16 protein-coding genes and 2 pseudogenes are annotated in these 23,951 nt (G+C 62.0%); 6 read left to right on the forward strand and 12 right to left on the reverse strand.

Annotated elements, in window-relative coordinates:
- Positions 1-172 precede the first annotated feature (172 nt).
- A pseudogene (locus tag JN403_RS16775) lies at positions 173-1,257 on the forward strand (catalase family peroxidase).
- Entirely contained in the window at positions 1,254-1,799 is a 546-nt protein-coding gene (locus JN403_RS16780) for a cytochrome b (RefSeq protein ID WP_205483326.1), read from the forward strand. Before JN403_RS16775 ends, JN403_RS16780 begins: the two are co-directional and overlap by 4 nt.
- Positions 1,800-1,891: 92 nt before the next feature.
- Here the strand turns inward: JN403_RS16780 and JN403_RS16785 are convergent, their stop codons facing one another.
- The 3 genes from JN403_RS16785 to JN403_RS16795 form a co-directional block, all read right to left on the reverse strand.
- Positions 1,892-3,034 carry a M14-type cytosolic carboxypeptidase gene (locus tag JN403_RS16785; protein WP_275900163.1) on the reverse strand — a complete coding sequence of 381 codons (1,143 nt, stop codon included), beginning with the start codon at positions 3,032-3,034 and terminating at the stop codon, positions 1,892-1,894.
- 167 nt (positions 3,035-3,201) lie between these two features.
- Positions 3,202-3,741: a sigma factor-like helix-turn-helix DNA-binding protein gene (locus JN403_RS16790; RefSeq protein ID WP_205483327.1), complete on the reverse strand. Its 540-nt coding sequence runs from the start codon at positions 3,739-3,741 to the stop codon at positions 3,202-3,204.
- A gap of 432 nt (positions 3,742-4,173) precedes the next feature.
- Positions 4,174-4,641, reverse strand: coding sequence for an Lrp/AsnC family transcriptional regulator (locus JN403_RS16795; RefSeq protein WP_065990584.1), 468 nt, complete (start codon positions 4,639-4,641; stop codon positions 4,174-4,176).
- Between the two features lie 211 nt (positions 4,642-4,852).
- Between JN403_RS16795 and JN403_RS16800 the strand changes: the two are divergent.
- A pseudogene (locus JN403_RS16800) lies at positions 4,853-8,337 on the forward strand (indolepyruvate ferredoxin oxidoreductase family protein).
- 292 nt (positions 8,338-8,629) lie between these two features.
- On the opposite strand, the gene JN403_RS16805 reads toward JN403_RS16800, so the two are convergent.
- The 7 genes from JN403_RS16805 to JN403_RS16835 form a co-directional block, all read right to left on the reverse strand.
- A complete protein-coding gene (locus tag JN403_RS16805) occupies positions 8,630-10,594 on the reverse strand; it encodes an acetyl/propionyl/methylcrotonyl-CoA carboxylase subunit alpha (protein ID WP_275900164.1) in 1,965 nt (654 codons plus the stop codon).
- Positions 10,594-11,433 (reverse strand): gamma-carboxygeranoyl-CoA hydratase, encoded by an 840-nt coding sequence (locus JN403_RS16810; protein ID WP_205483328.1) that lies wholly within the window; start codon positions 11,431-11,433, stop codon positions 10,594-10,596. The genes JN403_RS16805 and JN403_RS16810 overlap by 1 nt, the downstream gene beginning before the upstream one ends.
- 17 nt (positions 11,434-11,450) lie before the next feature.
- On the reverse strand, positions 11,451-13,058 hold the full coding sequence (locus JN403_RS16815) for a carboxyl transferase domain-containing protein (RefSeq protein WP_205483329.1): 1,608 nt from the start codon (positions 13,056-13,058) through the stop codon (positions 11,451-11,453).
- A gap of 16 nt (positions 13,059-13,074) precedes the next feature.
- Positions 13,075-14,238, reverse strand: coding sequence for an isovaleryl-CoA dehydrogenase (locus JN403_RS16820; RefSeq protein ID WP_205483330.1), 1,164 nt, complete (start codon positions 14,236-14,238; stop codon positions 13,075-13,077).
- 686 nt (positions 14,239-14,924) lie between these two features.
- Positions 14,925-15,824 (reverse strand): hydroxymethylglutaryl-CoA lyase, encoded by a 900-nt coding sequence (locus JN403_RS16825; RefSeq protein WP_205483331.1) that lies wholly within the window; start codon positions 15,822-15,824, stop codon positions 14,925-14,927.
- 54 nt (positions 15,825-15,878) lie between these two features.
- Positions 15,879-16,259, reverse strand: coding sequence for a MerR family DNA-binding transcriptional regulator (locus tag JN403_RS16830; protein WP_205483333.1), 381 nt, complete (start codon positions 16,257-16,259; stop codon positions 15,879-15,881).
- A 325-nt stretch (positions 16,260-16,584) separates the two neighbouring features.
- Positions 16,585-17,532, reverse strand: coding sequence for a LysR family transcriptional regulator (locus JN403_RS16835; RefSeq protein WP_205483335.1), 948 nt, complete (start codon positions 17,530-17,532; stop codon positions 16,585-16,587).
- 157 nt (positions 17,533-17,689) lie between these two features.
- Here JN403_RS16835 and JN403_RS16840 point away from each other — a divergent pair, with 157 nt between their 5' ends.
- Positions 17,690-18,922, forward strand: coding sequence for an acyl-CoA dehydrogenase (locus JN403_RS16840; protein WP_205483338.1), 1,233 nt, complete (start codon positions 17,690-17,692; stop codon positions 18,920-18,922).
- A gap of 62 nt (positions 18,923-18,984) precedes the next feature.
- Here JN403_RS16840 and JN403_RS16845 read toward each other — a convergent pair whose 3' ends face one another.
- A complete protein-coding gene (locus JN403_RS16845; RefSeq protein WP_205483341.1) occupies positions 18,985-20,325 on the reverse strand; it encodes a phosphate ABC transporter substrate-binding/OmpA family protein in 1,341 nt (446 codons plus the stop codon).
- A 140-nt stretch (positions 20,326-20,465) separates the two neighbouring features.
- Positions 20,466-21,278, reverse strand: a complete 813-nt coding sequence (gene xthA / locus JN403_RS16850; RefSeq protein ID WP_205483344.1) for an exodeoxyribonuclease III — start codon at positions 21,276-21,278, stop codon at positions 20,466-20,468.
- A 221-nt stretch (positions 21,279-21,499) separates the two neighbouring features.
- Here xthA and JN403_RS16855 point away from each other — a divergent pair, with 221 nt between their 5' ends.
- Complete coding sequence (locus JN403_RS16855; protein ID WP_205483346.1) at positions 21,500-22,150, forward strand: GNAT family N-acetyltransferase; 651 nt, start codon at positions 21,500-21,502, stop codon at positions 22,148-22,150.
- A 66-nt stretch (positions 22,151-22,216) separates the two neighbouring features.
- The gene (locus tag JN403_RS16860) at positions 22,217-23,947 is read left to right on the forward strand and encodes an autotransporter assembly complex family protein (RefSeq protein WP_205483347.1); all 1,731 of its coding nucleotides are present in this window, start codon (positions 22,217-22,219) and stop codon (positions 23,945-23,947) included.
- The last annotated feature ends 4 nt before the right edge of the window (positions 23,948-23,951 follow it).

A 23,951-nucleotide genomic window follows, 5' to 3' on the forward strand; every position in this document is an offset into this window, starting at 1 on the left:
GATCGACAGGATCGGTAGGCCGTAGTAGCGACCTGGCAAAGTAGAAAGACGCACAACGCTGCAAGATATTCCCTTGTTGCAGAAATAAAGTTCGGTGCCTGGAATAACGACGTGCTCAGTGCGTCCCACATCACCCTGCAGTTCAAGAGGCTAGAAGCCCGGAGTGTTATCGATGATTGACCGTGAACCACCATCCCCCCGTAAACCGCCGTTGAGCACATCGGCAAAACTGGCGCGCCTGGGCGGCATTGGCCTGATCGTACTGGTGGCTGCAGGCGCGTTCGCCTACGTCAATGGCAGCCTCGACCCCCAGCGGCTGACGCCGGCGCGCGTCGTTGACGTGTTCGAACGCAACAATGGTGTCCACCCCGGTTACCGTCGCAACCACCCGAAAGGCATCTGTGTTGCCGGGTACTTCGAGAGCAACGGCGCCGCTGCCAGCCTGTCCAAAGCCGAAGTCTTCGCCAGCGGGCGCACGCCAGTGATTGGTCGTCTGGCGGTGCCCACCGGCAATCCGTATTCCCCGACAGCGGCGCGCCCCTGCGCAGTTTTGCCGTGCAGTTCACCCAGCCCAACGGTCAGCAATGGCGCACCGGCATGAACAGCATGCCGGTGTTTCCGGTCGGCACGCCCGAGGCGTTTGTCGATCTGCAGATTGCCACCGGGCCTGACCCGAAGACCGGCAAGCCCGACCCGGCGAAACCCCCGGCGTTCTTTGCCGCGCACCCGGAAGCCCAGCCGTTTCTGGCCTGGGTCAAGACGGCCAAGCCTTCGGCCAGTTTCGCCACCGAAACTTACAACAGCATCAACGCCTTCGTGCTGGTGGACGCCAGCGGCAAGCGCCAGCCTGTGCGCTGGAGTCTGGTGCCGGAAGCCACCGATACGGCGCCTGCGCCCGACGCGAAGGATTATCTGGACAAGGACCTCAGCGACAGACTGGCCAGCGGCCCACAACGCTGGAAGCTGATGCTGACGCTGGCCAACCCCCAGGACCCGACCAACGACGCGTCCAAAGCCTGGACCGGCGAGCACAAGACCGTGGATGCCGGGACCCTGGTGGTCAATTCCGACAGCCCGCAACTGGATGGCGACTGCCGCGACATCAATTACGATCCGCTGATCTTGCCCAGCGGCATCGAAGGCTCCGATGACCCGCTGCTCGCTGCGCGTTCGGCAGCCTACGCCGCGTCTTACATGCGTCGCACCGGTGAAGTCGATCAGCTGAAAGCCGAACCTGCCCAGGAGAAACAGCCATGAGTACGCCCGTCAAGCATTTCGCCCCACTGGCGCGGCTGTTGCACTGGCTGATGGCGCTGATGGTCATCGCCATGCTGTTCATCGGCGCCGGCATGGTCGCCTCGGTGTCCGAGCGGCACGAGTGGCTGTTGAACCTGCACAAGCCCTTGGGCATCGCGATTCTGCTGCTGGTCATCGTCAGGATCATCGTCCGTGTGACCACTCAGACGCCGCCGCTCCCGGCTGACTTGCCGGCCGTGCAGGCACTGGCGGCCAAGCTGTCCCATTACGTGCTGTACGCGCTGATGCTGGCGATGCCGCTGATTGGCTGGGCGATGATTTCCGCCGCCGGGGATCCGGTCATGCTAGGCAGTTCGGTGCGCCTGCCGTCCATCGTCTCGGCCAACCCGGACACCTTCGCGCTGCTGCGCAAGGCCCACGCCTATTTGGCGTACCTGTTTTTCCTGACAATTCTGGCGCATCTGGCCGCCGCGCTGTTTCACGGCTGGGTGAGGAGGGATGAGGTGCTGGACAGCATGCTGCGGGGTAAACCGCGGGATTGATGCGTGTCGTCACTGCGATTGACGCCATCGCCAGCGGGCACACCCTGCTGGCGATGGTGTTTCTGGAAGGCTGAAAACTGTCAGCTCACGCCTCAGCGCAGCACCGACACCATCTGCCCCAGCGTGGTCAGCACATCGCGGGCCAGCTGTTTCGAGCGCTGGCCTGACCAGCCGGTGACGACATCCGGCGCGTCATCGTTGTCCTTGAACGGCATTTCCAGCGTCAGCGACAGGCACTTGTAGCGCTCGCCGACGCTGTTGCACGCCAGGTTCATGTTGGCCTGGCCCGGCGCCGATTTCGGATAGCCATATTTGCTTTGGAAGTCCCGGGTCAGGCCGCTCAACCGCGCGCGGAAATCCGCTTCCAGTTGCGCCTGCTTGTCGGTGTACCCCGGATTGCCTTCGCAGGCAGCGGTGAAGACGTAGGGGATTTCCTCATCGCCGTGGACGTCGAGGAACATGTCCACGCCATATTTTTCCATCTGCTCTTTGACAAAGAACACTTCTGGGCTGAGCTCGGGGGTCGTGTCCTGCCAGGCGCGATTGAGGTCCTTGCCGTGGGCGTTGGTGCGCAGATGCCCGTGGAACGAACCGTCCGGGTTCATGTGCGGCACAAGATACAGGTCCGCCGAGGCCAGCAGGGCCTGCAACTCAGGGTCGCTTTCCTGTAGCCGTTCGATGATGCCTTCCATGAACCACTCGGCCATGTGCTCGCCGGGGTGCTGCTGCGCAATGATCCAGAGGTTGCGTTTGCCCGCAGCCCCGTCGCCCTTGCGCAGCAGCGGAATGTCCCGGCCTTCGACGCTCTTGCCGGTGGCCAGCAGCTCGGTGCCGGCCTTGTTCAGCGCCTCTTCCACCAGCCAGTCATGGCGCTCGCGGGTGTAGGGTTCGAAGTAGGCGAACCACACTTGGGATTCGCTGGGCGTCAGCTCGAAGTTCAACGCCTTGCCGTCGAACTGGCTTGGTACGCGGAACCAGGTTTTCTGGTCGTAGGAGGCCACTGCGTTGTAGCCGGTCCAGGCGCCGTTGTAGCTGGACTCGCCGGCGTTGGTCAGGCTGAAGCCGTGGGGCTCGCCGATGTGCAGGCCTTCAACCTTGAAATGGAACCACTGGAAGTGCGCGCTCTTGGTGTCAGGGCGAATCGCCAGTTGCACCGCTTTCGGGTTGCTGGCGTCGAGCATGACGATGTTACCGCTGTCGAAATCGGCGGAGATGGTAAGGGCGGTTTGAGTCACGGGAGCGTCCTGAGTACGTGGTTATCATTGCGAGGCCGTCGCAACGCCATCGGGAGGCAACCGACGCAGGGCCTGATTGTCTCGCTGGGCTGTTATGACGGTTACTTTACACGGATCCAGGTTGAAGGACGGCGACAGAATATTTCGCGAAAGAGTCAGGGTTTGCCTCAGCTATAGGCCTCGGCGGTGACCAGCAGACCACACAGCAGCACCGTGACCAGCAACCAGCCGACGTAGGCGCGCGGTTTGCGCCGATGCCAACCACTGGCACCCAGAATCGCGGCGGGTGCATGGAGCGTGCGCCAGAACTGCTCGCTGTGCTGAAACGCCGCCAGGTGCCGGGGGTCGGCGTCGAGCCAGTGGCGAAACTCGATGCGCTGACTGGCCGTGGCCTGGGGACTTTGCAGGTGCACGTACCAGCGCAAGGCTTGCAGCAGAATCGCACGGGACGGGTCATGTCCGGCGGGCTCGCTGATGCAGTGCTCAAGGGCCGCCGACATGCAGCGTTCGACGGTGCTGGCGTCCACGTCAAGCAGGCGGGCGATATCGGTGTAAGAAAGGCCGTCGAGGCGGCTCAGCAGAAAGACCTGCTGAACCCTGCGCGGCAGACGCTGCAGACGGCGTCGGTACAGGTCGGTTTCGGCGCTCGTGCCCAAGGCGGGCGACACGGGAGAGTTGGTTATCAACGAGTCGAGGAGCTGAGTCATGGCGTCTTGCTCACTGTTTGAATAGCGGCGGTCGCGGAAAACAACGTCGTGAATTCGGAAGTTCTTACTGAATGTGTCAATTTTTGACAGCAGCAACGGCCCATCGCTCGATCCATTTGCTATGATGCGCGCCATCGAAAAGACAGATCACTGTCGAACCCTCTTCATTAGCCTGAAGACGCAACACCCGACCGAACCCAGACCCGAAAAGGGCAAAAAAGACCCGGCTATTAAGCCGGGTCAAAAACCGTGATTAGCCTGATGAGGAGATAATCCGGAAGCCGACCTAAGGCTTCTGGGTTACCAACCAGTCTCGCGACCGGTTGCGCTCAATAATAATTATTCCCATTTGAGAGTCAATGCTTTTCTCGCGCCCCAGTGAAAAGAGTTTTCCCGTGGCGGTTTTTGCCTCCGCCTCAGTCCATCGGCAGCCTAGTCGATCGGCAATTCTGTCGTGCGCTTCACCACACTCATCGCGATATTCGAATGCGCTTCCTGCACATGGGGGCTCTGCAGCAGGTGATCGCGCAGGAATCGTTCGTAGCTGGCGATGTCCTGCACGACGACCTTGAGCAGGAAGTCCATGTCGCCGGCCATGGTGTAGCACTCCAGCACTTCGCGAAATCCGGTGATCGCCTCTTCAAATTCGGTCAGGTATTTGCGCCCGTGGCCGGACAGCTTGACGTCGACGAACACGGTCATGGTCAGCCCCAGCTTGGCCGGGTTGAGCAGGGCGACCTTGCGTTCGATGATGCCTTCTTCTTCCAGACGATTGATGCGCCGCCAGCAGGGGGATTGGGAGAGTTCGACGCGCTCGGCGATCTCGGCGGCGGAGAGATTGGCGTCGTGCTGCAACAGACGGAGGATCTTGCGATCGATGGGGCTGAGCTTAACCTGCATGAATTGACCCTTTTTTATTCTTGAACGGGAACGGGCATGCACGATATGAGCAGATTCGCATCGATTTAGGAAGAAAAAGCCTCCGTCGGGCAGGCAGTATTTTGTCTGTGACCGTTGGGCTGAACCGTCCTGACGGCGAGGCGCTGGCAAGGCTGCAAACGCCGCTGGCGCCGCATTCAAAACGCACTAATAAAAATAAAGGAGTGCCTGAATGTCCCTGGCTGATATTCGTCTGGACGATAAGTACCGACTCGCAACCGGAAATTTGTACCTGACCGGAACCCAGGCGTTGACCCGCCTGCCGATGCTGCAGAAGCAGCGCGACGAAGCCCGCGGGCTCAACACCGCCGGCTTTATCTCAGGCTATCGCGGCTCGCCGTTGGGCAACCTCGACAAGAGCCTCTGGGACGCCAAGGATTATCTCCAGCAGAACGCCATTCATTTCCAGCCCGGCGTCAACGAAGAGCTCGCCGCGACGGCGGTCTGGGGCAGTCAGCAAGTCAATCTATTCCCACACGGCAAATACGACGGCGTCTTCGCCCTGTGGTACGGCAAGGGTCCGGGCGTTGACCGTTGCGGCGACGTGTTCAAGCACGGTAACTCGGCCGGCGTCGCCGAAAAGGGCGGGGTGCTGATCCTTGCCGGGGACGACCACGGCTGTAAATCCTCGACCATTGCGCACCAGAGCGAGCACGCCTTCATCGCCTCGATGATCCCGGTGCTCAACCCCAGCAACGTCCAGGAAATCCTCGATTACGGCATCATCGGCTGGGAGCTTTCGCGCTACAGCGGCTGCTGGGTGGCCATGAAGACCATCGCCGAAAACGTCGATTCCTCGGCCGTCGTTGAGGTCGATCCGCTGCGCATCCATACACAGATACCCGAAGACTTCCAGATTCCCGAAGGCGGCCTGCACATTCGCTGGCCCGATCCGCCCTCGCCCAGGAGGCGCGCCTCAATACCTATAAAATCTACGCCGCTCGCGCGTTCGCCCGGGCCAACAACCTCAATAAGGTGGTGATTGATTCGCCGCAGCCGCGTCTGGGCATCATCACCACCGGCAAGTCGTATCTGGATGTACGTCAGGCCCTCGAGGAGCTTGGCATCGACGAAGACCTCTGCGCGTCGGTGGGCATTCGTGTGCTCAAGGTCGGCATGAGCTGGCCCCTGGAGCCGGTGTCGGTGCACGGCTTCGCGGAAGGCCTGGACGAGATCCTCGTGGTCGAGGAAAAGCGCAGCGTCATTGAGGATCAGCTCACCGGCCAGTTGTACAACTGGCCGGTGGATCAGCGTCCCCGTGTGGTCGGTGAGTTTGATGAAGAAGGCCGTTCACTGTTGCCGAACCTGGCCGAACTGACGCCGGCGATGATCGCCCGCGTCATCGCCAAACGCCTTGCGCCGATCTACAGCAGCCCGAAAATCGACGCACGCCTGCAGTTTCTCGCCGACAAGGAGAAAGCCCTGGCCGCGCCGCTGTTCAAGACCCAGCGCACGCCGCACTTCTGTTCAGGCTGCCCGCACAACACCTCGACCCGCGTACCGGAGGGCAGTCGCGGCCTGGCCGGTATCGGCTGTCATTACATGACGATCTGGATGGACCGGGAAACCGAGACGTTCACCCAGATGGGCGGCGAGGGCGTGACCTGGATCGGCCAGGCGCCGTTCACCGAAACGCCCCATGTGTTTCAGAATCTGGGCGACGGCACCTACTTTCACTCCGGGCACCTGGCGTTGCGGGCGGCGGTCGCGTCCAAGGTCAACATCACCTACAAGATTCTTTACAACGACGCTGTCGCCATGACCGGCGGCCAGCCCATCGACGGTGTGCTGCGCGTCGATCAGCTCAGCCGGCAGGTGTTCAACGAGGGCGTGCAGCGCATTGCCCTGGTCTCGGACGAGCCGGAGAAATACCCAAGCCGCGAACAGTTTGCGCCGATCACCACTTTCCACCATCGCAGCGACCTGGACGCGGTGCAGCGCGAGTTGCGTGAGTTCAAAGGCGTGTCGGTGATCATCTACGACCAGACCTGCGCCACGGAAAAACGCCGTCGCCGCAAGCGCGGCACGATGGTTGATCTGGACAAGCGCGCCATCATCAATCCGGCCGTGTGCGAAGGCTGTGGCGACTGCGGCGTCAAATCGGGCTGTCTGTCGGTGCTGCCGAAGGAAACCCCGGAAGGGCGCAAACGTGAAATCGACCAGAGCGCGTGCAACAAGGACTTCAGCTGCGTGGAGGGCTTCTGCCCGAGCTTCGTCACGGTGCATGGCGGCAAGCTGCGCAAGCCGCAGTTGCCGAAACAGGCCCAGGCGTTCGCCGAACTGCCGCAGCCGACGCTGCCGAGCCTCGCCCAGCCGTACAACATTCTGCTGCCGGGTGTGGGCGGCACGGGCGTGACCACCGTCGGTGCAATGCTCGGTTACGCCGCCAATCTGGAGGGCAAGGGCTGCAGCGTGCTCGACCAGGCCGGTCTGGCACAGAAGTTTGGCCCGGTGGTCAGCCACATTCGTATCGCCGCGCGCCAGGAAGATCTGTTCGCCGTGCGCATCGCGGCTGGTGAAGCGCATCTGCTGCTGGGTTGTGACCTGTTGGTGGCCTCAGGCCCTGATGCCATCGCCAAGCTCAACAGCGCGAAAACCCATGCGGTGATCAACAGCCAGCAGACGCCGACCGCTGAGTTCACCCGAAATCCCGATGCGGAGTTCCCGGCCGAAGCGATGATGCAGACCATCCGCGAAGCCGTCGGCGCCGAGAAAACGCACTTTGTGCAGGCGACGGATCTGGCGACCAAGCTGATGGGCGACAGCATTGCCAGCAACCTTTTCATGCTGGGTTATGCCTTCCAGCTGGGGCTGATTCCTTTGACCTCTGCGGCCATCGAGAAGGCCATTGAGCTTAACGGCGTGGCGGTCAATCTGAACCAGCAAGCGTTCCTGTGGGGGCGCCGTGCAGCGTTCGACTTGCCAGCGGTACAAGCAGCCGCCAACCCGCAGAGCCAGCCAACGCCGGACCCTGAGCATCTGACGCTGGAGGAGCGCGTCACCCGCAACGTCCACGCCTTGATCGCCTATCAGAACGGCGCGCTGAGCGAGCGTTACCTGACGCTGGTTAACCGTGTGCGGGATGCCGAAGCGCGGCTGTTCCCGGGGCAGCCACCTGCGTTGACCGAGGCGGTGGCGTTCAACTACTTCAAGTTGCTGGCCTATAAGGACGAGTACGAAGTGGCGCGGCTGTACAGCAACGGCGACTTCACCCGTCAGCTGGAAGCGCAGTTTGAGGGCGATTACCGCATCGAGTTTCATCTGGCACCGTCCTGGCTGGCCAAGCGCGACCCGAACAACGGTGCCCCGCGCAAACGCAGCTTCGGGCCGTGGATGCTGAAGGCGTTCGATGTGCTGGCGCGTTTCAAATTCCTGCGCGGCACGGTGCTCGATCCGTTCGGCCGCAGCGTCGAGCGTCGCCAGGAGCGCGAGCTGATTGATGCGTACGTGGACGACATCGAACTGATCCTCGGCAACCTCAGTGCCAGCAATCGGCACACCGCGCTGAACCTGGCGCGCCTGCCGGAGCGCATTCGCGGCTATGGTCACGTCAAGGAAAGCGCCATGAAGGCAGCGGCACTGCAGGCGGCGCGGATGCGCCAGAGTTTGGTCAGTGGCGAGGTTGAAGTGCTGAAGTTGTATGAAGTAGCGGCGTAAAAACAAGGAGGAGGTCGTTCAGGCCTCCTCTCATCGAACTGGATGCATCGCTTAGTAGGACCGGCTTTAGCCGGGAAGAGGCCGGTATTGCCACGCTCGATTTCGCGGCGTGACGACCGAGGCTTTCCCGGCTGAAGCCGGTCCTACATTCGTGTTCGCGCCGAATCAATCTCACTGAATTCCTGCGATCCCAAACTGTAGGAGCCGGCTTGCTGGCGAATGCGGTGGGTCATGTATGCAACTGGCAGCTGACGAAACGCGTTCGCCAGCAAGCCGGCTCCTACAGATCCGGTCAATGAGCGTCTAGCGCCACCAATACCATCCCTTCCTTGACCATTTCGCCTTCGGCGCAATGCAGCGCTGCAACGGTACCCGCTGCGTTCGCGCGGATACTGTGTTCCATTTTCATTGCTTCCAGCACCACCAGCGGCGTGCCGATCTGCACCTGTTCGCCCACGCTGACCAATACCCTAACAATGCTGCCATTCATGGGTGCGGTGAGGCCGCCTTGATGACCTTGGCTCACATCCACCTCGGCAATCGGGTCAACCGAGCGGATCGCATGCACATCGCCCTGCCATTGCAGGTAAAGCGTGTCGGCCCGACGGATCGCGATGGTCTGGCGACGCACGCCATCCCGCTCGATCAGCAAGTGCTCGCCGTTCAAACGAACGCCTTGCTGCGAATCACTCCGCATCACCATGCTTCGGGACTCTGCACCACACGCCAGGTGCAACGTCACTTCGCTTGGGCCGCCAAGTCGCAGACCGCGGGTGGTCGACCACGGCGAATGGGCGTCGTCGGATCTGATGGTCACCGCCGCAGTGCTCAGGTACGCCTGCGCTGCCAGCTGCCAGAACTCCTCCGTCAAGCCCTCGGCCGCTGGCAGCAGATCTTCCTGGTAACGAGGGATAAATCCGGTGTCCAGCTCGGCTTGGGCGAAGGCCGGGTGCGCGATAATGCGGCGCAGAAACGCAAGATTGGTCCTCAGGCCGCCGATGGCGAATTCGTCGAGCATTGCCAGCAGCCGCAAGCGCGCTTGTTCACGGGTCTCGCCCCAGGCGATCAGTTTGCCGAGCATTGGGTCGTAGAAGGGCGAGACCTCGTCACCTTCCGCCACACCGCTGTCGACGCGACGTCCCGGGCCCTGGGAGGATTCCCGGTACAGCGCCAGCGTCCCGGTGGCGGGCAGAAAGTCGTTCACTGGATCTTCCGCATACAACCGCACTTCAATCGCGTGCCCGTTCAGCGGCACTTCGGCCTGGGTGATCGGCAGCGGCTGGCCCTGGGCCACGCGAATCTGCCAGGCCACCAGGTCCAGCCCGGTAATCGCCTCGGTCACTGGGTGCTCGACCTGCAACCGCGTGTTCATTTCCATGAAGAAGAAATCGCCCCGGGCGTCCAGCAGAAACTCCACCGTGCCGGCGCCAACGTAGCCGATGGCCTGTGCCGCGCGCACCGCCGCTTCGCCCATGGCTTGACGCATCTGTGGTGTCAGGCCTGGCGCCGGGGCTTCTTCGACGACCTTTTGGTGACGGCGCTGAATCGAGCAGTCGCGCTCGTTGAGGTACAGGCAGTGGCCGTGCTGGTCAGCGAATACCTGAATCTCCACGTGGCGCGGCTTGAGCACGTACTTTTCGACGAGCATGCGCGAATCGCCGAACGACGACTGCGCCTCACGTTGCGCCGAGGCCAGCGCTTCGGCCAGATCCTCATCGCGCTCGACCACTTTCATGCCCTTGCCGCCACCTCCAGCCGTGGCCTTGAGCAGCACCGGATAACCGATGCGGGCGGACGCTTCGCGGAAGGTTGCGGCGTCTTGCGCATCGCCGTGGTAGCCGGGCACCAGCGGCACGCCAGCGGTTTCCATCAGCGACTTGGCCGCCGACTTGCTGCCCATGGCGTCAATGGCCGCGGCGGGCGGGCCGAGGAAAATCAGTCCAGCCTGTTCCACTGCCCGGGCGAAGCCTGCGTTTTCCGAGAGAAACCCATAACCCGGGTGGATGGCCTGGGCGCCACTGGCCTTGGCGGCTGCAATCAGCTTGTCGATCTGCAGATAGCTCTCGCTGGCCTTGCTGCCGCCGAGGTTCACCGCGATGTCGGCCTCACGGACGTGCCGCGCGTGGCTGTCCGTGGCGCTGTGCACGGCGATGGTGCTGAGGCCCATGGCCTTGGCGGTGCGCATGACCCGGCAGGCGATTTCGCCGCGGTTAGCGATCAGCACCGAATTCAATGGTTGCATGTGCGGGACGCTCATCAGTGCGACTCTCCTTGTGGGGTGCGCGTGGCTTTTGGAGTCTCCGGATCGCCGCGCCAGGCGGGCTCGCGCTTTTGTAGGAACGCCCGCAGACCTTCCTGGCCTTCGGCGCTGACGCGAATCCGTGCGATGGCGTTTTCGCAATAGCGGCGCAGGGCAGGGGTCAGCTCACCGTCGGCGACTTCGCGCAGCAGGTCTTTGCTGACCCGCATGGCCTGGGGGCTGTTGAGCAGCAGGTTGGCGATCCAGTGTTCCAGGTGCTGTTCCAGCTCGGCGGCCGGGTAACACTCGGCCAACAGCCCGATCTCCCGCGCCCGGGCACCGTCGAAACGTTCGGCAGTCAACGCATAGCGTCGCGCGTGACGTTCGCCGATGGCTTGCACCACGAATGGGCTGATCACTGCCGGGGCGAGGCCGATCTTCACTTCCGAGAGGCAGAGCTGCGCATCTTCAGCGCCGATGGCCATGTCGCAGCAACTGATCAGGCCCAGTGCGCCGCCATAGGCCGCGCCTTGCACCACAGCGAGGGTCGGCGCCTTGAACTTGGCCAGGTTGTACATCAACTCGCCGAGTTCGCGGGCGTCGCCCAGGTTGGTGTTGTAGTCGAGGTTTGCCGACTCCTGCATCCAGGCCAGGTCGGCACCGGCGCTGAAGTGTCGGCCGCGTCCGCGCAACAGCAAAAAACGCAGGCTGTCGTCCTTCTGCAGCTGATCCAGAGCAATGATCAGCTCGCGAATCATCTGCGCGTTGAAGGCGTTGTTTTTCTCCGGCCGGTTGAGCCAGAGCGTGGCGAACCCTCGTGGGTCGAGGGCGATGTCGAGGGTGGCGAAATCGTTCATGGGGCGATTCTCTCGGGTCACATCCGGAACACGCCGAAGCGGGTCGGTTCGATGGCGGCGTTGAGCGAGGCGCTGATGGCCAGGCCGAGAATGTCGCGGGTCTGGACGGGGTCGATGACACCGTCGTCCCATAGCCGGGCGCTGGAATACCAGGGATGACCCTGATGCTCGTATTGATCAAGGATCGGCTGGCGCAGCGCGGCTTCTTCCTCAGCGCTGAAGGTCTGGCCGCTGCGTTCGGCCTGTTCACGCTTGACCTGCACCAGCACCCCGGCCGCCTGTTCGCCGCCCATGACGCCAATGCGCGCGTTGGGCCACATCCACAGAAAGCGCGGGTCATAGGCGCGGCCGCACATACCGTAGTTACCTGCGCCGAAGCTGCCGCCGATGATCACTGTGAACTTGGGGACTTTCGCACAGGCCACGGCGGTGACCAGCTTGGCGCCGTGCTTGGCGATACCGCCGGCCTCGTACTTCTGACCAACCATGAAGCCGGTAATGTTCTGCAGAAAGAGCAGCGGAATGCCGCGCTGGCAGGCCAGTTCGATGAAGTGCGCGCCTTTCTGCGCCGCTTCGGCGAAGAGGATGCCGTTGTTGGCGAGGATGGCGATCGGGTAGCCGTGCAGGTGGGCGAAGCCGCAGACCAGCGTGGTGCCGAACAGCGCCTTGAATTCATCGAACACCGAACCGTCCACCAGCCGCGCGATGACTTCGCGCACGTCGAACGGCTGCTTGGCGTCTGCCGGGATCACGCCGTACAGCTCGTCATCGGCATACAGCGGTGCCTGGAGCGGGCGGGTCTGCAACTGGCCAAGCTTGCGCCAGTTCAGGTTGGCCACGCAGCGTCGTGCCAGGGCCAAGGCGTGATCATCGCTGTCGGCGTAGTGATCGGCGACGCCGGAAACCCTGCAATGCACATCGGCCCCGCCAAGGTCTTCGGCGCTGACCACTTCGCCTGTGGCGGCTTTCACCAACGGCGGCCCGGCAAGGAAGATGGTCGCTTGCTCGCGGACCATGATGGTTTCGTCGGCCATGGCCGGCACATAGGCGCCGCCAGCGGTGCAGGAGCCCATGACCACGGCGATCTGGGCGATACCCTCGGCGCTCAAGTTGGCCTGATTGAAGAAGATCCTGCCGAAGTGTTCGCGGTCCGGGAACACTTCGTCCTGGCGGGGCAAATTGGCGCCACCGGAGTCCACCAGGTAAATGCACGGCAAGCGGTTCTGCTGGGCGATCGTCTGGGCGCGCAAGTGTTTTTTCACCGTCAGCGGGTAATACGTGCCGCCTTTTACCGTCGCGTCGTTGGCGATGATCATGCATTCGACGCCTTCAACCCGGCCTATGCCGGCGATCAGCCCGGCGGCCGGGACGTCTTCGCCATACACGTCATGGGCGGCGAGCTGGCTGAGCTCGAGGAAGGGCGAGCCGATGTCGAGCAGACGGTTGATTCGTTCCCGGGGCAGCAGCTTGCCCCGGGAGGTATGGCGTTCCTGCGCTTTCGCACCGCCACCGCGCTGGACGTGGTCGAGCAGACTGTGCAGCGCATCGAGTTGCGTGCGCATGGCCGCGCTGTTGGCCGCGAATTCCGGCGAACGCGGGTTGATCCGGGTGTGCAGAATGGTCATGGAGCCTCCGGCGCGGTCAGCGGGTTTCGTTGAACAGCTCGCGGCCGATCAGCATGCGGCGGATCTCGCTGGTGCCGGCGCCGATCTCGTAGAGCTTGGCGTCACGCAGCAGTCGTCCGGCCGGGAATTCGTTGATGTAGCCGTTGCCGCCGAGAATCTGGATGGTGTCCAGGCCGAACTGGGTCGCCCGTTCGGCGGTGTAGAGGATCACCCCGGCGGCGTCCTTGCGCGTGGTCTCGCCGCGCTCGCAGGCCTGGGCTACGGCGTACAGGTAGGCGCGGCTGGCGTTGAGCTGGGTGTACATGTCGGCGACCTTGCCCTGGATCAGCTGGAACTCGCCGATGCTCTGGCCGAACTGTTTGCGGTCGTGAATGTACGGGAGCACCACATCCATGCACGCCTGCATGATCCCGACCGGCCCGCCCGAGAGCACGACGCGTTCGTAATCCAGGCCGCTCATCAGCACCTTCACGCCACCGTTGAGCGCACCGAGCAGGTTTTCTTCCGGCACTTCGACGTCATCGAAGAACAGCTCGCAGGTATTGGAGCCGCGCATGCCGAGCTTGTCGAACTTGTTGCCGCGAGAGAAGCCGTGCCAGTCGCGCTCAACGATGAACGCGCTGATGCCGTGGGCGCCTTTTTCCAGGTCGGTCTTGGCGTAGATCACGTAGGTATTGGCGTCAGGGCCGTTGGTGATCCAGGTCTTGCTGCCGTTGAGGACGAAGCGGTCGCCGCGCCGGTCGGCGCGCAGCTTCATCGAGACCACGTCGGAGCCGGCGTTGGGTTCGCTCATAGCCAGGGCGCCCACGTGCTCGCCGCTGATCAGTTTGGGCAGGTAGCGGGCTTTCTGTTCGAGGGTGCCGTTGCGGTTGATCTGGTTGACGCAAAGATTTGAATGGGCGCCGTAGGACAGCGCCGCAGAAGCAGAGCCCCGGCTGATTTCTTCCATGGCGATGACATGGGCCAGATAGCCAAGGCCCGCGCCGCCGTACTGCTCATCGACGGTAATACCCAGGAGGCCCATGTCGCCGAACTTGCGCCACATGTCGGCGGGAAAGAGGTTGTCCTTGTCGATCTGTGCAGCGCGCGGAGCCAGCTCGGCAGCAACGAAGGCGCGCACCTGGTCGCGCAGCATGTCGAGGGTTTCGCCGAGGCCGAAATTAAGCGTGGGGTAATTCATGGACTGCATCCCGTGTTGTTATTGGAGGGCTGTCAGGGGGGAGGATGATGTGCACCTTTACGTTAACGTAAACCTGCGCTCACGTTGATGTCAACGGGGGCGAGGTGCTGGCCGCTGGAATAGGTAGAAGGGGAGGTTTACGAATGCCGGATAGCACGAAGGGGAGCCTGGGCTCCCCTTCAATTTCAACTGCATGCTCTTTTTATTATTAGGTGGCCTGTTGTTGTTTTTGGCAGCCAGCCTTTTTTGCTTTTTTTGAGCGACCCCATAAGGGGCCAAGAGCAAACGTATTTTTTTGAGCGCTGATCCGCTTCGATCTTTCGATCCGACTCGTCTGGTAGCTGCCTGAACGCAGTTTTATTGTTCTCAGTACGGTCGTGAGGCCAAGGCCTCAAGTAGAGCGATCCACTCCAAAAAAATCAGTTAGCTGCGTCTCTGTCCGTGTTGTTCTTGTTATGTCAGAGCCGATACGTCTTGTTTTTATTGGGTCATTGCATTTGTTATTTTTGTTGTACGTAAGACATAGCAGAAGCCATGCCAACTTTGCTGAGGTCCCGGTTCTCGGGGCTTTCCGGGATTCACCGACGTGGATTCAAGGCTGAATCTGTCGCCAGGTGTTTCCGTGTTACCCGTTTCCCTGAACGCGATGGCGGGCAGGGTAACACTGTGTGACAACTTGTCGCACATCAGGCCGACAAACGTGCCTTTGCCACCCGCGAGCCGTTTGCTCGACCGAGGATGTCGCTGATGCGTTGACCGGCGGTAATGAGCTTGTCCAGATCGATGCCGGTTTCGATGCCAAGGCCGTGCAGGAGGTAGACCACGTCCTCACTGGCCACGTTGCCGGTCGCGCCTTTGGCGTAGGGGCACCCGCCGAGCCCGGCCACCGAACTGTCGAACACGTGAATGCCTTCCAGCAGGCTGGCGTAGATATTGGCCAGCGCCTGGCCATAGGTGTCGTGGAAGTGCCCGGCCAGCTTGCCGCGCGGAATCTGCCCGGCCACCACGTCGAACAGCGTGCGGGTGGCGCCCGGCGTGCCGGTGCCGATGGTGTCGCCGAGGGATACCTCGTAGCAGCCCATGGCGAACAGCTCGTTGGCGACTGCCGCCACTTGCTTCGGCGCGATGTCACCTTCATAGGGGCAACCGAGCACGCAGGACACGTAGCCGCGAACGCTGATGCCGTGCAATCGCGCGGCTTCCATGATCGGCAGAAACCGGTCCAGGCTTTCGCTGATCGAGCAGTTGATATTGCGCTGGGAGAACGATTCCGATGCGGCAGCGAACACGGCGACTTCTTTCACGCCAGCGGCGAGGGCGTCCTCGAACCCGCGCAGGTTAGGCGCCAGTGCAGCGTAGGTCACGCCGTCCCTGGGCCGGATGTCGGCGAACAGTTCGGCGGACCCGGCCATCTGCGGCACCCATTTCGGCGAAACGAAACTGCCCGCTTCGATGTAGCTCACGCCCGCGTCGGTCAAATCCTGCACCAATTGAAGTTTGTCGCTGACGCTGACTGGGTGGGATTCGTTCTGAAGGCCATCCCGAGGGCCGACTTCAACCAGACGCACACGTTGAGGGAGAGACATAGCGGCATCGTTCCTGAGAGGTTTGACTTTAGGTTCTTGTGCTAGCGGGTTGAATCAACGGGATGTCTCCAGTGCGGCCTTGCAGCGTTCCTCTGCAGTGTCGAGCTCCAGCTGCATCTGCTGAATGTCCAGAAGTTGCTGATCCAACTGCGCGCGACGCTCGGCGATTTTCTCCAGCATGGTGCTCAGTTGTCTGTGATTCCCGCCGGCGGGGTCGTACAGGCCAATGAGGTCGCGGCATTCCGCCAGGGAAAAGCCGATGCGCTTGCCCCGCAGAATCAGCTTGAGGGTGACCTTGTCGCGGCCCGAATAAACCCGCTCCAGCCCACGGCGTTCGGGGCTGAGCATGCCTTGTTCTTCGTAGAAGCGAATGGTGCGGGTGGTGATGTCCAGCTCGCGGGCGAGGTCGGAAATACTGTAGGTGGTAGCGGTCATGGCAGTGCTCGATACAGAAGGCATGGGCGTAAAGTAAGTTGGGCTTTACGTTAACGTCAAGGGGCGTTATCAAACACTGCACAGCTTCTGCCAATCGTAGGACCGCGCTTTAAATGCAGGACCGGCTTCAGCCGGGAAAGGGCCAGCAGCCACACCGCACTATTGATGGTGTCCACAGCGGCCTCTTCCCGGCTGAAGCCGGTCCTACAAAGGCCGCGTCGGCGGCAGCACCTCAAAATTGATGGTGCTCATACGGGCGTCTTCCCGGCTAAAGCCGGTCCTGCAGTGGCCCAGTGGCCCAGTGGCCGCATGCGCCGCTGAACGCCTACTTCACCGCTGCTTCAAGTGTCTTGCCCAACTTGCGTTCCTGCGCCGTCACCAACTGGCAGAGCTCGATGATCTGCTCGCGCATCCAGCGGTTCGCCGGGTCCTGGTCGGTGCTTTCGTGCCAGTACAGGTGCGTCTCCACGGTCGGCACGTCGTTCACCGGCAAATACACGAAATGCAGGTCATTGCGTCGGGCGAAGCGCTCGGGAACGGTCATCACCATGTCGGTCTGCTGCAACACTTGCGAAGCCATCAGGTAGTGCTGCGAACGCAACGCGACCTTGCGCTGAATGCCCATTTTTCCCAACGCCAGGTCCACATAACCCAGGCCGCTGCGTCGACTGGAAATATGAATGTGCGCGACACCGAGGTAGTCGTCCAGGCTGATGGCGTCCTTGTTTGCCAGCGGATGGCCCCGGCGCATGGCACACACATAGTGGTCTTCCATCAGCTTGACGTGGCGCACCTGCGGGTCGGTGTTCAGCGGCGCATCCACCGCAAAATCCAGCCGGCCCGCCGCGAGTTCCTTGGTCGTCTCCCGGCGCTTGGACAGAAAGCTTTCGATGGTCACGGTGGGCGCCAGACGCCGCAGCCGCTGGAACAGCGCCGGCAGAATCACCGCTTCGGTGAGGTCGGTCATGCTGATGCGGTAATTCTTGTTGGCCTGCAGCGGATTGAAAATCCGGCTTTCCTGCACCGAGACCCGCAGCAGCGACAGGGCATTGCGTACCGGGCCAATGATGTTCTGCGCCATCGGCGTCGGCACCATGCCCTGGGCCGTGCGCACAAACAGCGGATCGTTGAAGGTTTCGCGCAGGCGGGACAGGGCGTTGGACACGGCAGGCTGGGTGATGCCGACGATCTGGCCGGCGCGGGTCAGATTGGCTTCAGTGTAGATGGCGTCAAACACAATAAAGAGATTGAGATCGACCTTGCTCAGGTTCATTGCTGTGCGCCTCGTGCGTTTCTTGTTGTTTGGAATGCGCCGAATCATATATCGGTTATGAATGTTAATACACGCCGAGAATAGGTTAGATAAATGGGGGTCGCTGTTCTAGCATCGGATCACGACCTGACAACACCTCACAGAAGGCAGCTCCCCCATGGATTTCGCTTACTCCCCCAAGGTTCAGGCACTGCGCGAGCGCGTGACCGCCTTCATGGACGCCTACGTGTATCCCGCCGAGCCGGTGTTCGAGCGTCAAGTGGCCGAAGGCGACCGCTGGCAGCCAACCGCCATCATGGAGGAATTGAAAGCCAAGGCAAAAGCCGAGGGGTTGTGGAACCTGTTCCTGCCCGAATCCGAGCTCGGGGCAGGGCTGTCGAACCTCGAATACGCGCCGCTGGCAGAGATCATGGGCCGCTCGCTGCTGGGGCCGGAGCCCTTTAACTGTTCCGCGCCGGACACCGGCAACATGGAAGTGCTGGTGCGCTACGCCAATGACGCGCAGAAGCAAGAGTGGCTGGAACCCTTGCTGCGCGGCGAGATTCGCTCGGCGTTTGCGATGACCGAACCCGACGTGGCGTCCTCGGATGCCACCAACATGGCCGCTACGGCGGTGCGCGATGGCGATGAGTGGGTCATCAACGGCCGTAAATGGTGGACCTCCGGGGCCTGCGACCCGCGCTGCAAGATCATGGTGTTCATGGGGCTGAGCAACCCGGACGGCCCGCGTCACCAGCAGCATTCAATGATTCTGGTGCCGACTGACGCGGCCGGCGTGAAAATCGTGCGACCGCTGCCAGTGTTCGGCTACGACGATGCGCCCCACGGTCACGCCGAAGTACTGTTCGAAAACGTGCGCGTGCCGTACGAAAACGTTCTGTTGGGTGAAGGACGTGGCTTCGAAATCGCCCAGGGTCGCCTTGGCCCGGGGAGGATTCACCACTGCATGCGCTCGGTCGGCATGGCGGAACGCGCGCTGGAATTGATGTGCAAACGCTCGGTTCAGCGCACCGCGTTTGGACGGCCATTGGCGCGACTGGGGGGCAACATCGACAAGATCGCCGACTCGCGCATGGAAATCGACATGGCGCGCCTGCTGACCCTGAAGGCCGCCTACATGATGGACACCGTGGGCAACAAGGTGGCAAAAAGCGAGATCGCGCAAATCAAGGTGGTTGCACCGAACGTTGCGTTGCGGGTAATCGACCGGGCGATCCAGATGCACGGCGGTGCGGGGGTGTCCGGCGATTTCCCGTTGGCCTATATGTACGCCATGCAGCGCACCCTGCGCCTGGCCGATGGTCCGGACGAAGTGCATCGCGCGGCGATTGGGAAGTTTGAGATCGGCAGATATGTGCCGAAGGAGATGATGCGCAGCGAGCATCGGTGATCGACCACGGCGTCACCAGCAACCCGTAGGTTGCTGGCACGGATGCAGGCGGCTGAACCGCCTCACTCCACCCACACCTCGACCCGGCGGTTCTTGATCCGGCCTTCATCGCCATCGTTGGCAGCCACCGGCATTTCGTCGCCGAACCCACGCACGTCGCGCAGCACCACCTGATGTTTCAGCAGTTCCCGGCGGACCGCCATCGCCCGCAGTTTTGACAGCAATTGCGCCCGCGCCGGGTCGCTCTTGGCGTCGCCAAAACCCGCCAGCGTAACCTTCTGATCCAACTTGTCATGGGCCTTCAGGTACTCGACCACGCGCTTGAGATCGAGCGTTGCCTTGGTGTCCAGCGTCGCGCTGCCCTGGGCAAAACGGAAATTCACCGACAGCCGCTCGGCCTCACGGGCAAGGTTCTGATATTCCAGCGGCATCAGTGCTGTCGCCCGCACTTTCACCGCTTGAACCGTCTGCGCCACAAACCCGTTATGCGCGACGATGGACTGTCCCTGTGGACTCTGGGCGAACCGCACCAGCGCCTTGGCCCAGCGCTGCCTCGAGTCGGGCGGCAAGTAGAAATACAGGCGGCGAGACAGTGGGTAATCTTCGGTGGCAATCAGGCTGGCCGTGGGCAGCATCGGTTTCGACTCACCGTCGATGATCGCCACGGCTTTGGCCTGGCGGATGTAGGGGAGGCCGATGAAGCCAATGCCCTGACGGTCCTGACTGACCTGATCGGACAGTTCCTCGCTGGACTCGAAGCGCCTGGCCTCCTTCGACAACGTCTTGCCTGACCTGGCCAGCACCAGCTCATTGAAGGTGTCGTACGTGCCGGACTGCTGATCCCGTGCGTATAAATGGATAGCCCCGGCCGGCCCACCCAATTGCTCCCAGTCGCGAATCTCCCCGGAAAATATTTTCGCCAGTTGCGCCGTGCTCAGCTCGCGCAGCGGGTTGCCGGGGTGAAGGATCACTGCAACGCCGTCGATGGCGATCACCTGTTCGGCGTCATGATTGCGCAGATCGCCCAGGGCCGCCAAGTCGATGGCCTCGTTGTTCTTGATGGGGCGTGAAGACGCGGCCACATCGGCAAGCCCGTCCTTCAGCGCCACGAACCCGGTGCTCGATCCGTGGGCAGCGATGTCGATGCTGACGTCCTGGCCCGAGGGCAAACGGGCGATGAGACGCATCTCGTTGGGGTTCGGGCCGGGTTGTTCCTGAACTGCCTGCGCGCCTTGCTGAGCCAGCAAGCCTTTGACCAGCGCCGGCCCCAGCTGCGCACCAATCGTGTTCGAGCCCTGAATGCGCAAGGCGGGTGAGCCGTCAGTGGGCGCGGGCAGGGCAGCCGCGTGCGTGTCTATCGCGAAAAGCGAAGCGAGCAGAACCAATACACGAGTGCGCAGCATGTGCGGAATCTTTATGGGAAAGGAAGTGGTCGGAGAATAAGACAGGCGAATGACGGCCAGATGACAACTCGCGGCTTGTTGCGCATTTGACGAGCGAGCCGCAGGCACGGCGCCGCGCGGCTCATCGTTTAAAGGTCCGGTTACTCCAGCTCAAGCCAGATCGGCGCGTGGTCGGACGGTTTGTCCATCGACCGCAGGTGATAATCCACGCCGGCGGCCTTGATGCGCGGTTGCAGCCCGTGGGACGCAAGGATCAGGTCGATGCGCAGGCCGCGCTTGGGCTCGTCTTCAAAACCGCGGCTGCGGTAATCGAACCAGCTGTATTGATCGACCACTTCCGGGTACAGGTGGCGGAAGCTGTCCACCAAGCCCCAACTCTTGAGTTTGCCGAGCCACTCGCGCTCTTCCGGCAGGAAGCTGCACTTGCCGGTTTTCAACCAGCGCTTGGCATTGTCGGCGCCGATGCCGATGTCGCTGTCCTCAGGGGAAATGTTGACGTCGCCCATCACCACCAGCGGCTGGTCATTGCTGAAACGCGTCTCCAGCAGGTTCTGCAAATCCGCATAGAAACGCAGCTTGGCCGGGAATTTAGTCGGGTGATCACGGCTTTCGCCCTGTGGGAAATAGCCATTCATGACCGTCACCGGATTGCCGTTGCGATCGGCGAACGTGCCCCAGATGAAACGGCGCTGGGCCTCCTCATCGTCGTTGTCGAAGCCCTTGTGAATCGACAGTGGCGCCTGACGCGAAAGGAGGGCGACGCCGTAATGACCTTTCTGACCGTGGAAATGCACGTGGTAACCCAGCGCTTCGATATCGGCCTGGGGAAATTGCTCATCGGAAACCTTGGTTTCCTGCAAGCCAATGACGTCGGGTTGATGCTTCTCGATCAACGCCGCCAGTTGATGCGGTCGGGCGCGGAGGCCGTTGATATTAAAAGACACAATTTTCATGGGCGGCGCTCCTGGCAGCTCCTTACAAATACAAACGGCGATGCTAGCCGACCTGCCGGGCGACGGCCAGCGCCCGGTTCACTCGACAGGATCGCAAATGGCGGGTGGGCATTTCTGAACGATGGCCACGTCGCGGGAACTGCGCTTGCAGGCGGCGACTCGAAGCCTTGAAGACCACCACCCGAGCGGCCGCCCCGGGGCTCATCAAAAGGACGAACACCATGCCAGAACTGCCTAGCGAAACGGCGGAGATCCGTCAGCTCGACAGCGGCTACTCCCGCGAAACCCGCTCGCTGCTGTACCTCGCCTACCGCCAGGAGCCAAGCTTCGCCCACCTCTTCGAATCTGGCCGATCCGGTTACGAGCACCGGGTCAGGTCGACCATCCGCCAACTGGTCAAGCAGCACTTTCTTCAGGAAATGCCCGCGTTGGGCCTGTTCGTCGCAGACCGGCTGGTAGGCGCTGTGCTGATTGCCCCGCCGCAACGGCGGCTGGGCATCACCGAAAGCTGGGCCTGGCGCATTCGCATGTTGATGAGCACCGGCCTGCGCGGGACCCAGCGCTATCTGGAGTATTACCACGATGTGCTGGCCTGCGCGCCGTCCGAAGCGGTGCACGTGCTGCCGTTGTTCGGAGTCCACCCTGATTTCCAGGGCCAGCGCTACGGCGAGCAGTTGTTGCATGCGCTGCATGACTGGTGTGCCGAGGACAAGAACTCGGAAGGGATCGTCCTCGACACCGGTAATGGCCACTATCTGGAGTTCTATCAACGACAGGGTTATGAGGAAATCGGCGAGGTCGCAGTAGGACCTGTCCGAGAACGCATATTTTTCCACCCAAACCCCCAGGTTTCATTGGGTTCTGTGGCTTGAGCTACGCAAGCTCCTCAATTTCAGCGGGTTCCAGCAGCCCGCGTTGCTCGTGTAGCATTCGCGCCTATGAAGTTTCCCCGTCGATACACCAGTGGCTTTGTCTTGATGTTGTCCAGCTGCGCGGCATTCGCCGATGCGCAGCTAGAGGTCCGGATCAAGCCGTCCAATGCCGCGCTCAAATCCAACATCGAAGGTTATGTGGGCAGTCTCGGCGAGCGCGACGAGCCGGCCCTCGAACGCTTCAGCGTGGGGGCCGTCGAGCAGGCGCAAAAGGCTGCTCAGGCCCTTGGCTATTACCAGGCGCAGATTGACAGCGAAGTCCGCCACGTCGACAACAACCTTCAACTGCTGCTGAAGGTCGAGGCCGGCGAGCCTGTCCACCTGCGCAACGTGTCCATCCGCGTAACCGGGCAGGCCACCCAGCTCAAGAGCTTCCGCGTGCCTAAAGGCGACGCCCTGAAACCCGGCGCAGTACTCAACCACGGTGTCTACGAGGACGCCAAACACCTGATCGAAACCCAGGCCGCGCGCTATGGCTTTTTCAATGGCCGGTTTGTGACTCAGCGCCTGTCCGTTGACCCCCGTGCCGGTGTCGCAGACATCGAGCTGGTTTACGACAGCGGGCCACGTTTCTCGCTGGGTAAAGTGACCTTCAGCGGCGACGCGCCGTTCGATGAAGACCTGCTGCAGCGAATGGTGCCTTTCAAGCAGGACACGCCCTACGACTCCGAACTCATCGCCGAACTCAACCAGGCCATGCAGGCAAGCGGCTATTTTGAAGGCGTGCGAGTCAATGCAGCGCCCACAGACGCCCAGGCCCAGGTCATTCCGGTGGACGTCCAGCTGCAGACCCGCAAGCCGCGGACCATGGGGCTGGGCGTCGGCTATTCAACCGACGTCGGCCCCCGGGTAAAAGCCAACTGGACGCGCCACTGGGTCAATCCCCAAGGCCACAGTTACGGCGCCGAAGCCGAAATCTCTGCGCCACGGCAGAACGTTGGCCTGTTCTACGACATCCCGCTGGACCCGCCCTTGACCGACAAACTGCGTTTCGCCGGCGGCTACCAGTATGAAGAAATCGCCGACACCGACAGCCTGAGCAAACTGCTGACCGTCGGCCCGGAATGGCACAGCAAACTGCCCAGCGGCTGGGAGCGTGTGATCTCGCTGAAGTGGCAGCGCGAAGAGTACCGACTGGGCAATGACGAAGGCCTGAGCACCTTGCTCATGCCCGGTGTCAGCTATTCATACCTGCGCAGCGATAACCGGATCGACCCGCACAATGGCTACCGGCTGCAGTTCGACACCCAGGTCGCCAAGGAAGGGCTGGGCTCGGACGCCAACCTCTTGCACGGCACGGTCATGCTCAAAGGGCTGACCACCGTGGCGCAGAATCACCGCTTCCTCGGCCGGGTGCAAGTCGGCGGCAGTGCCACCAATGGCTACAAATCGATCCCGCCTTCGCTGCGTTTCTTTGCCGGTGGCGACCAGAGCGTGCGCGGTTATGACTACCAATCGCTGTCCCCGGAAAACTCCGATGGCGACAAGATCGGCGGCCGCTACATGATTGCCGGCAGCGCCGAGTACCAATACTCCATCGCCGAAAAATGGCGCGTGGCCGCGTTCGTCGATCAGGGCAACTCGTTCAATTCCCTGGACCTGCCGAGCCTGAAGACGGGCGTCGGCATTGGTGTGCGCTGGGTGTCTCCGGTCGGGCCGCTGCGCCTGGACCTCGCCCACGCACTGGATGAAGACGGCGGTATTCGTCTGCACTTCTCGATGGGACCTGAACTGTGACGAA

The organism is Pseudomonas sp. 15A4 (genome assembly GCF_016925575.1).
Classification (GTDB): domain Bacteria; phylum Pseudomonadota; class Gammaproteobacteria; order Pseudomonadales; family Pseudomonadaceae; genus Aquipseudomonas.

What these genes read in the sequence shown, in the direction of transcription:
- JN403_RS16780 (WP_205483326.1), top strand. Translation starts at nt 1,254, where the DNA reads ATGAGTACGCCCGTCAAGCATTTCGCCCCACTGGCGCGGCTGTTGCAC.
- JN403_RS16790 (WP_205483327.1), bottom strand. Translation starts at nt 3,741, where the DNA reads ATGACTCAGCTCCTCGACTCGTTGATAACCAACTCTCCCGTGTCGCCC.
- JN403_RS16795 (WP_065990584.1), bottom strand. Translation starts at nt 4,641, where the DNA reads ATGCAGGTTAAGCTCAGCCCCATCGATCGCAAGATCCTCCGTCTGTTG.
- JN403_RS16805 (WP_275900164.1), bottom strand. Translation starts at nt 10,594, where the DNA reads ATGAGCGTCCCGCACATGCAACCATTGAATTCGGTGCTGATCGCTAAC.
- JN403_RS16810 (WP_205483328.1), bottom strand. Translation starts at nt 11,433, where the DNA reads ATGAACGATTTCGCCACCCTCGACATCGCCCTCGACCCACGAGGGTTC.
- JN403_RS16815 (WP_205483329.1), bottom strand. Translation starts at nt 13,058, where the DNA reads ATGACCATTCTGCACACCCGGATCAACCCGCGTTCGCCGGAATTCGCG.
- JN403_RS16820 (WP_205483330.1), bottom strand. Translation starts at nt 14,238, where the DNA reads ATGAATTACCCCACGCTTAATTTCGGCCTCGGCGAAACCCTCGACATG.
- JN403_RS16825 (WP_205483331.1), bottom strand. Translation starts at nt 15,824, where the DNA reads ATGTCTCTCCCTCAACGTGTGCGTCTGGTTGAAGTCGGCCCTCGGGAT.
- JN403_RS16830 (WP_205483333.1), bottom strand. Translation starts at nt 16,259, where the DNA reads ATGACCGCTACCACCTACAGTATTTCCGACCTCGCCCGCGAGCTGGAC.
- JN403_RS16835 (WP_205483335.1), bottom strand. Translation starts at nt 17,532, where the DNA reads ATGAACCTGAGCAAGGTCGATCTCAATCTCTTTATTGTGTTTGACGCC.
- JN403_RS16840 (WP_205483338.1), top strand. Translation starts at nt 17,690, where the DNA reads ATGGATTTCGCTTACTCCCCCAAGGTTCAGGCACTGCGCGAGCGCGTG.
- JN403_RS16845 (WP_205483341.1), bottom strand. Translation starts at nt 20,325, where the DNA reads ATGCTGCGCACTCGTGTATTGGTTCTGCTCGCTTCGCTTTTCGCGATA.
- xthA (WP_205483344.1), bottom strand. Translation starts at nt 21,278, where the DNA reads ATGAAAATTGTGTCTTTTAATATCAACGGCCTCCGCGCCCGACCGCAT.
- JN403_RS16855 (WP_205483346.1), top strand. Translation starts at nt 21,500, where the DNA reads ATGCCAGAACTGCCTAGCGAAACGGCGGAGATCCGTCAGCTCGACAGC.
- JN403_RS16860 (WP_205483347.1), top strand. Translation starts at nt 22,217, where the DNA reads ATGAAGTTTCCCCGTCGATACACCAGTGGCTTTGTCTTGATGTTGTCC.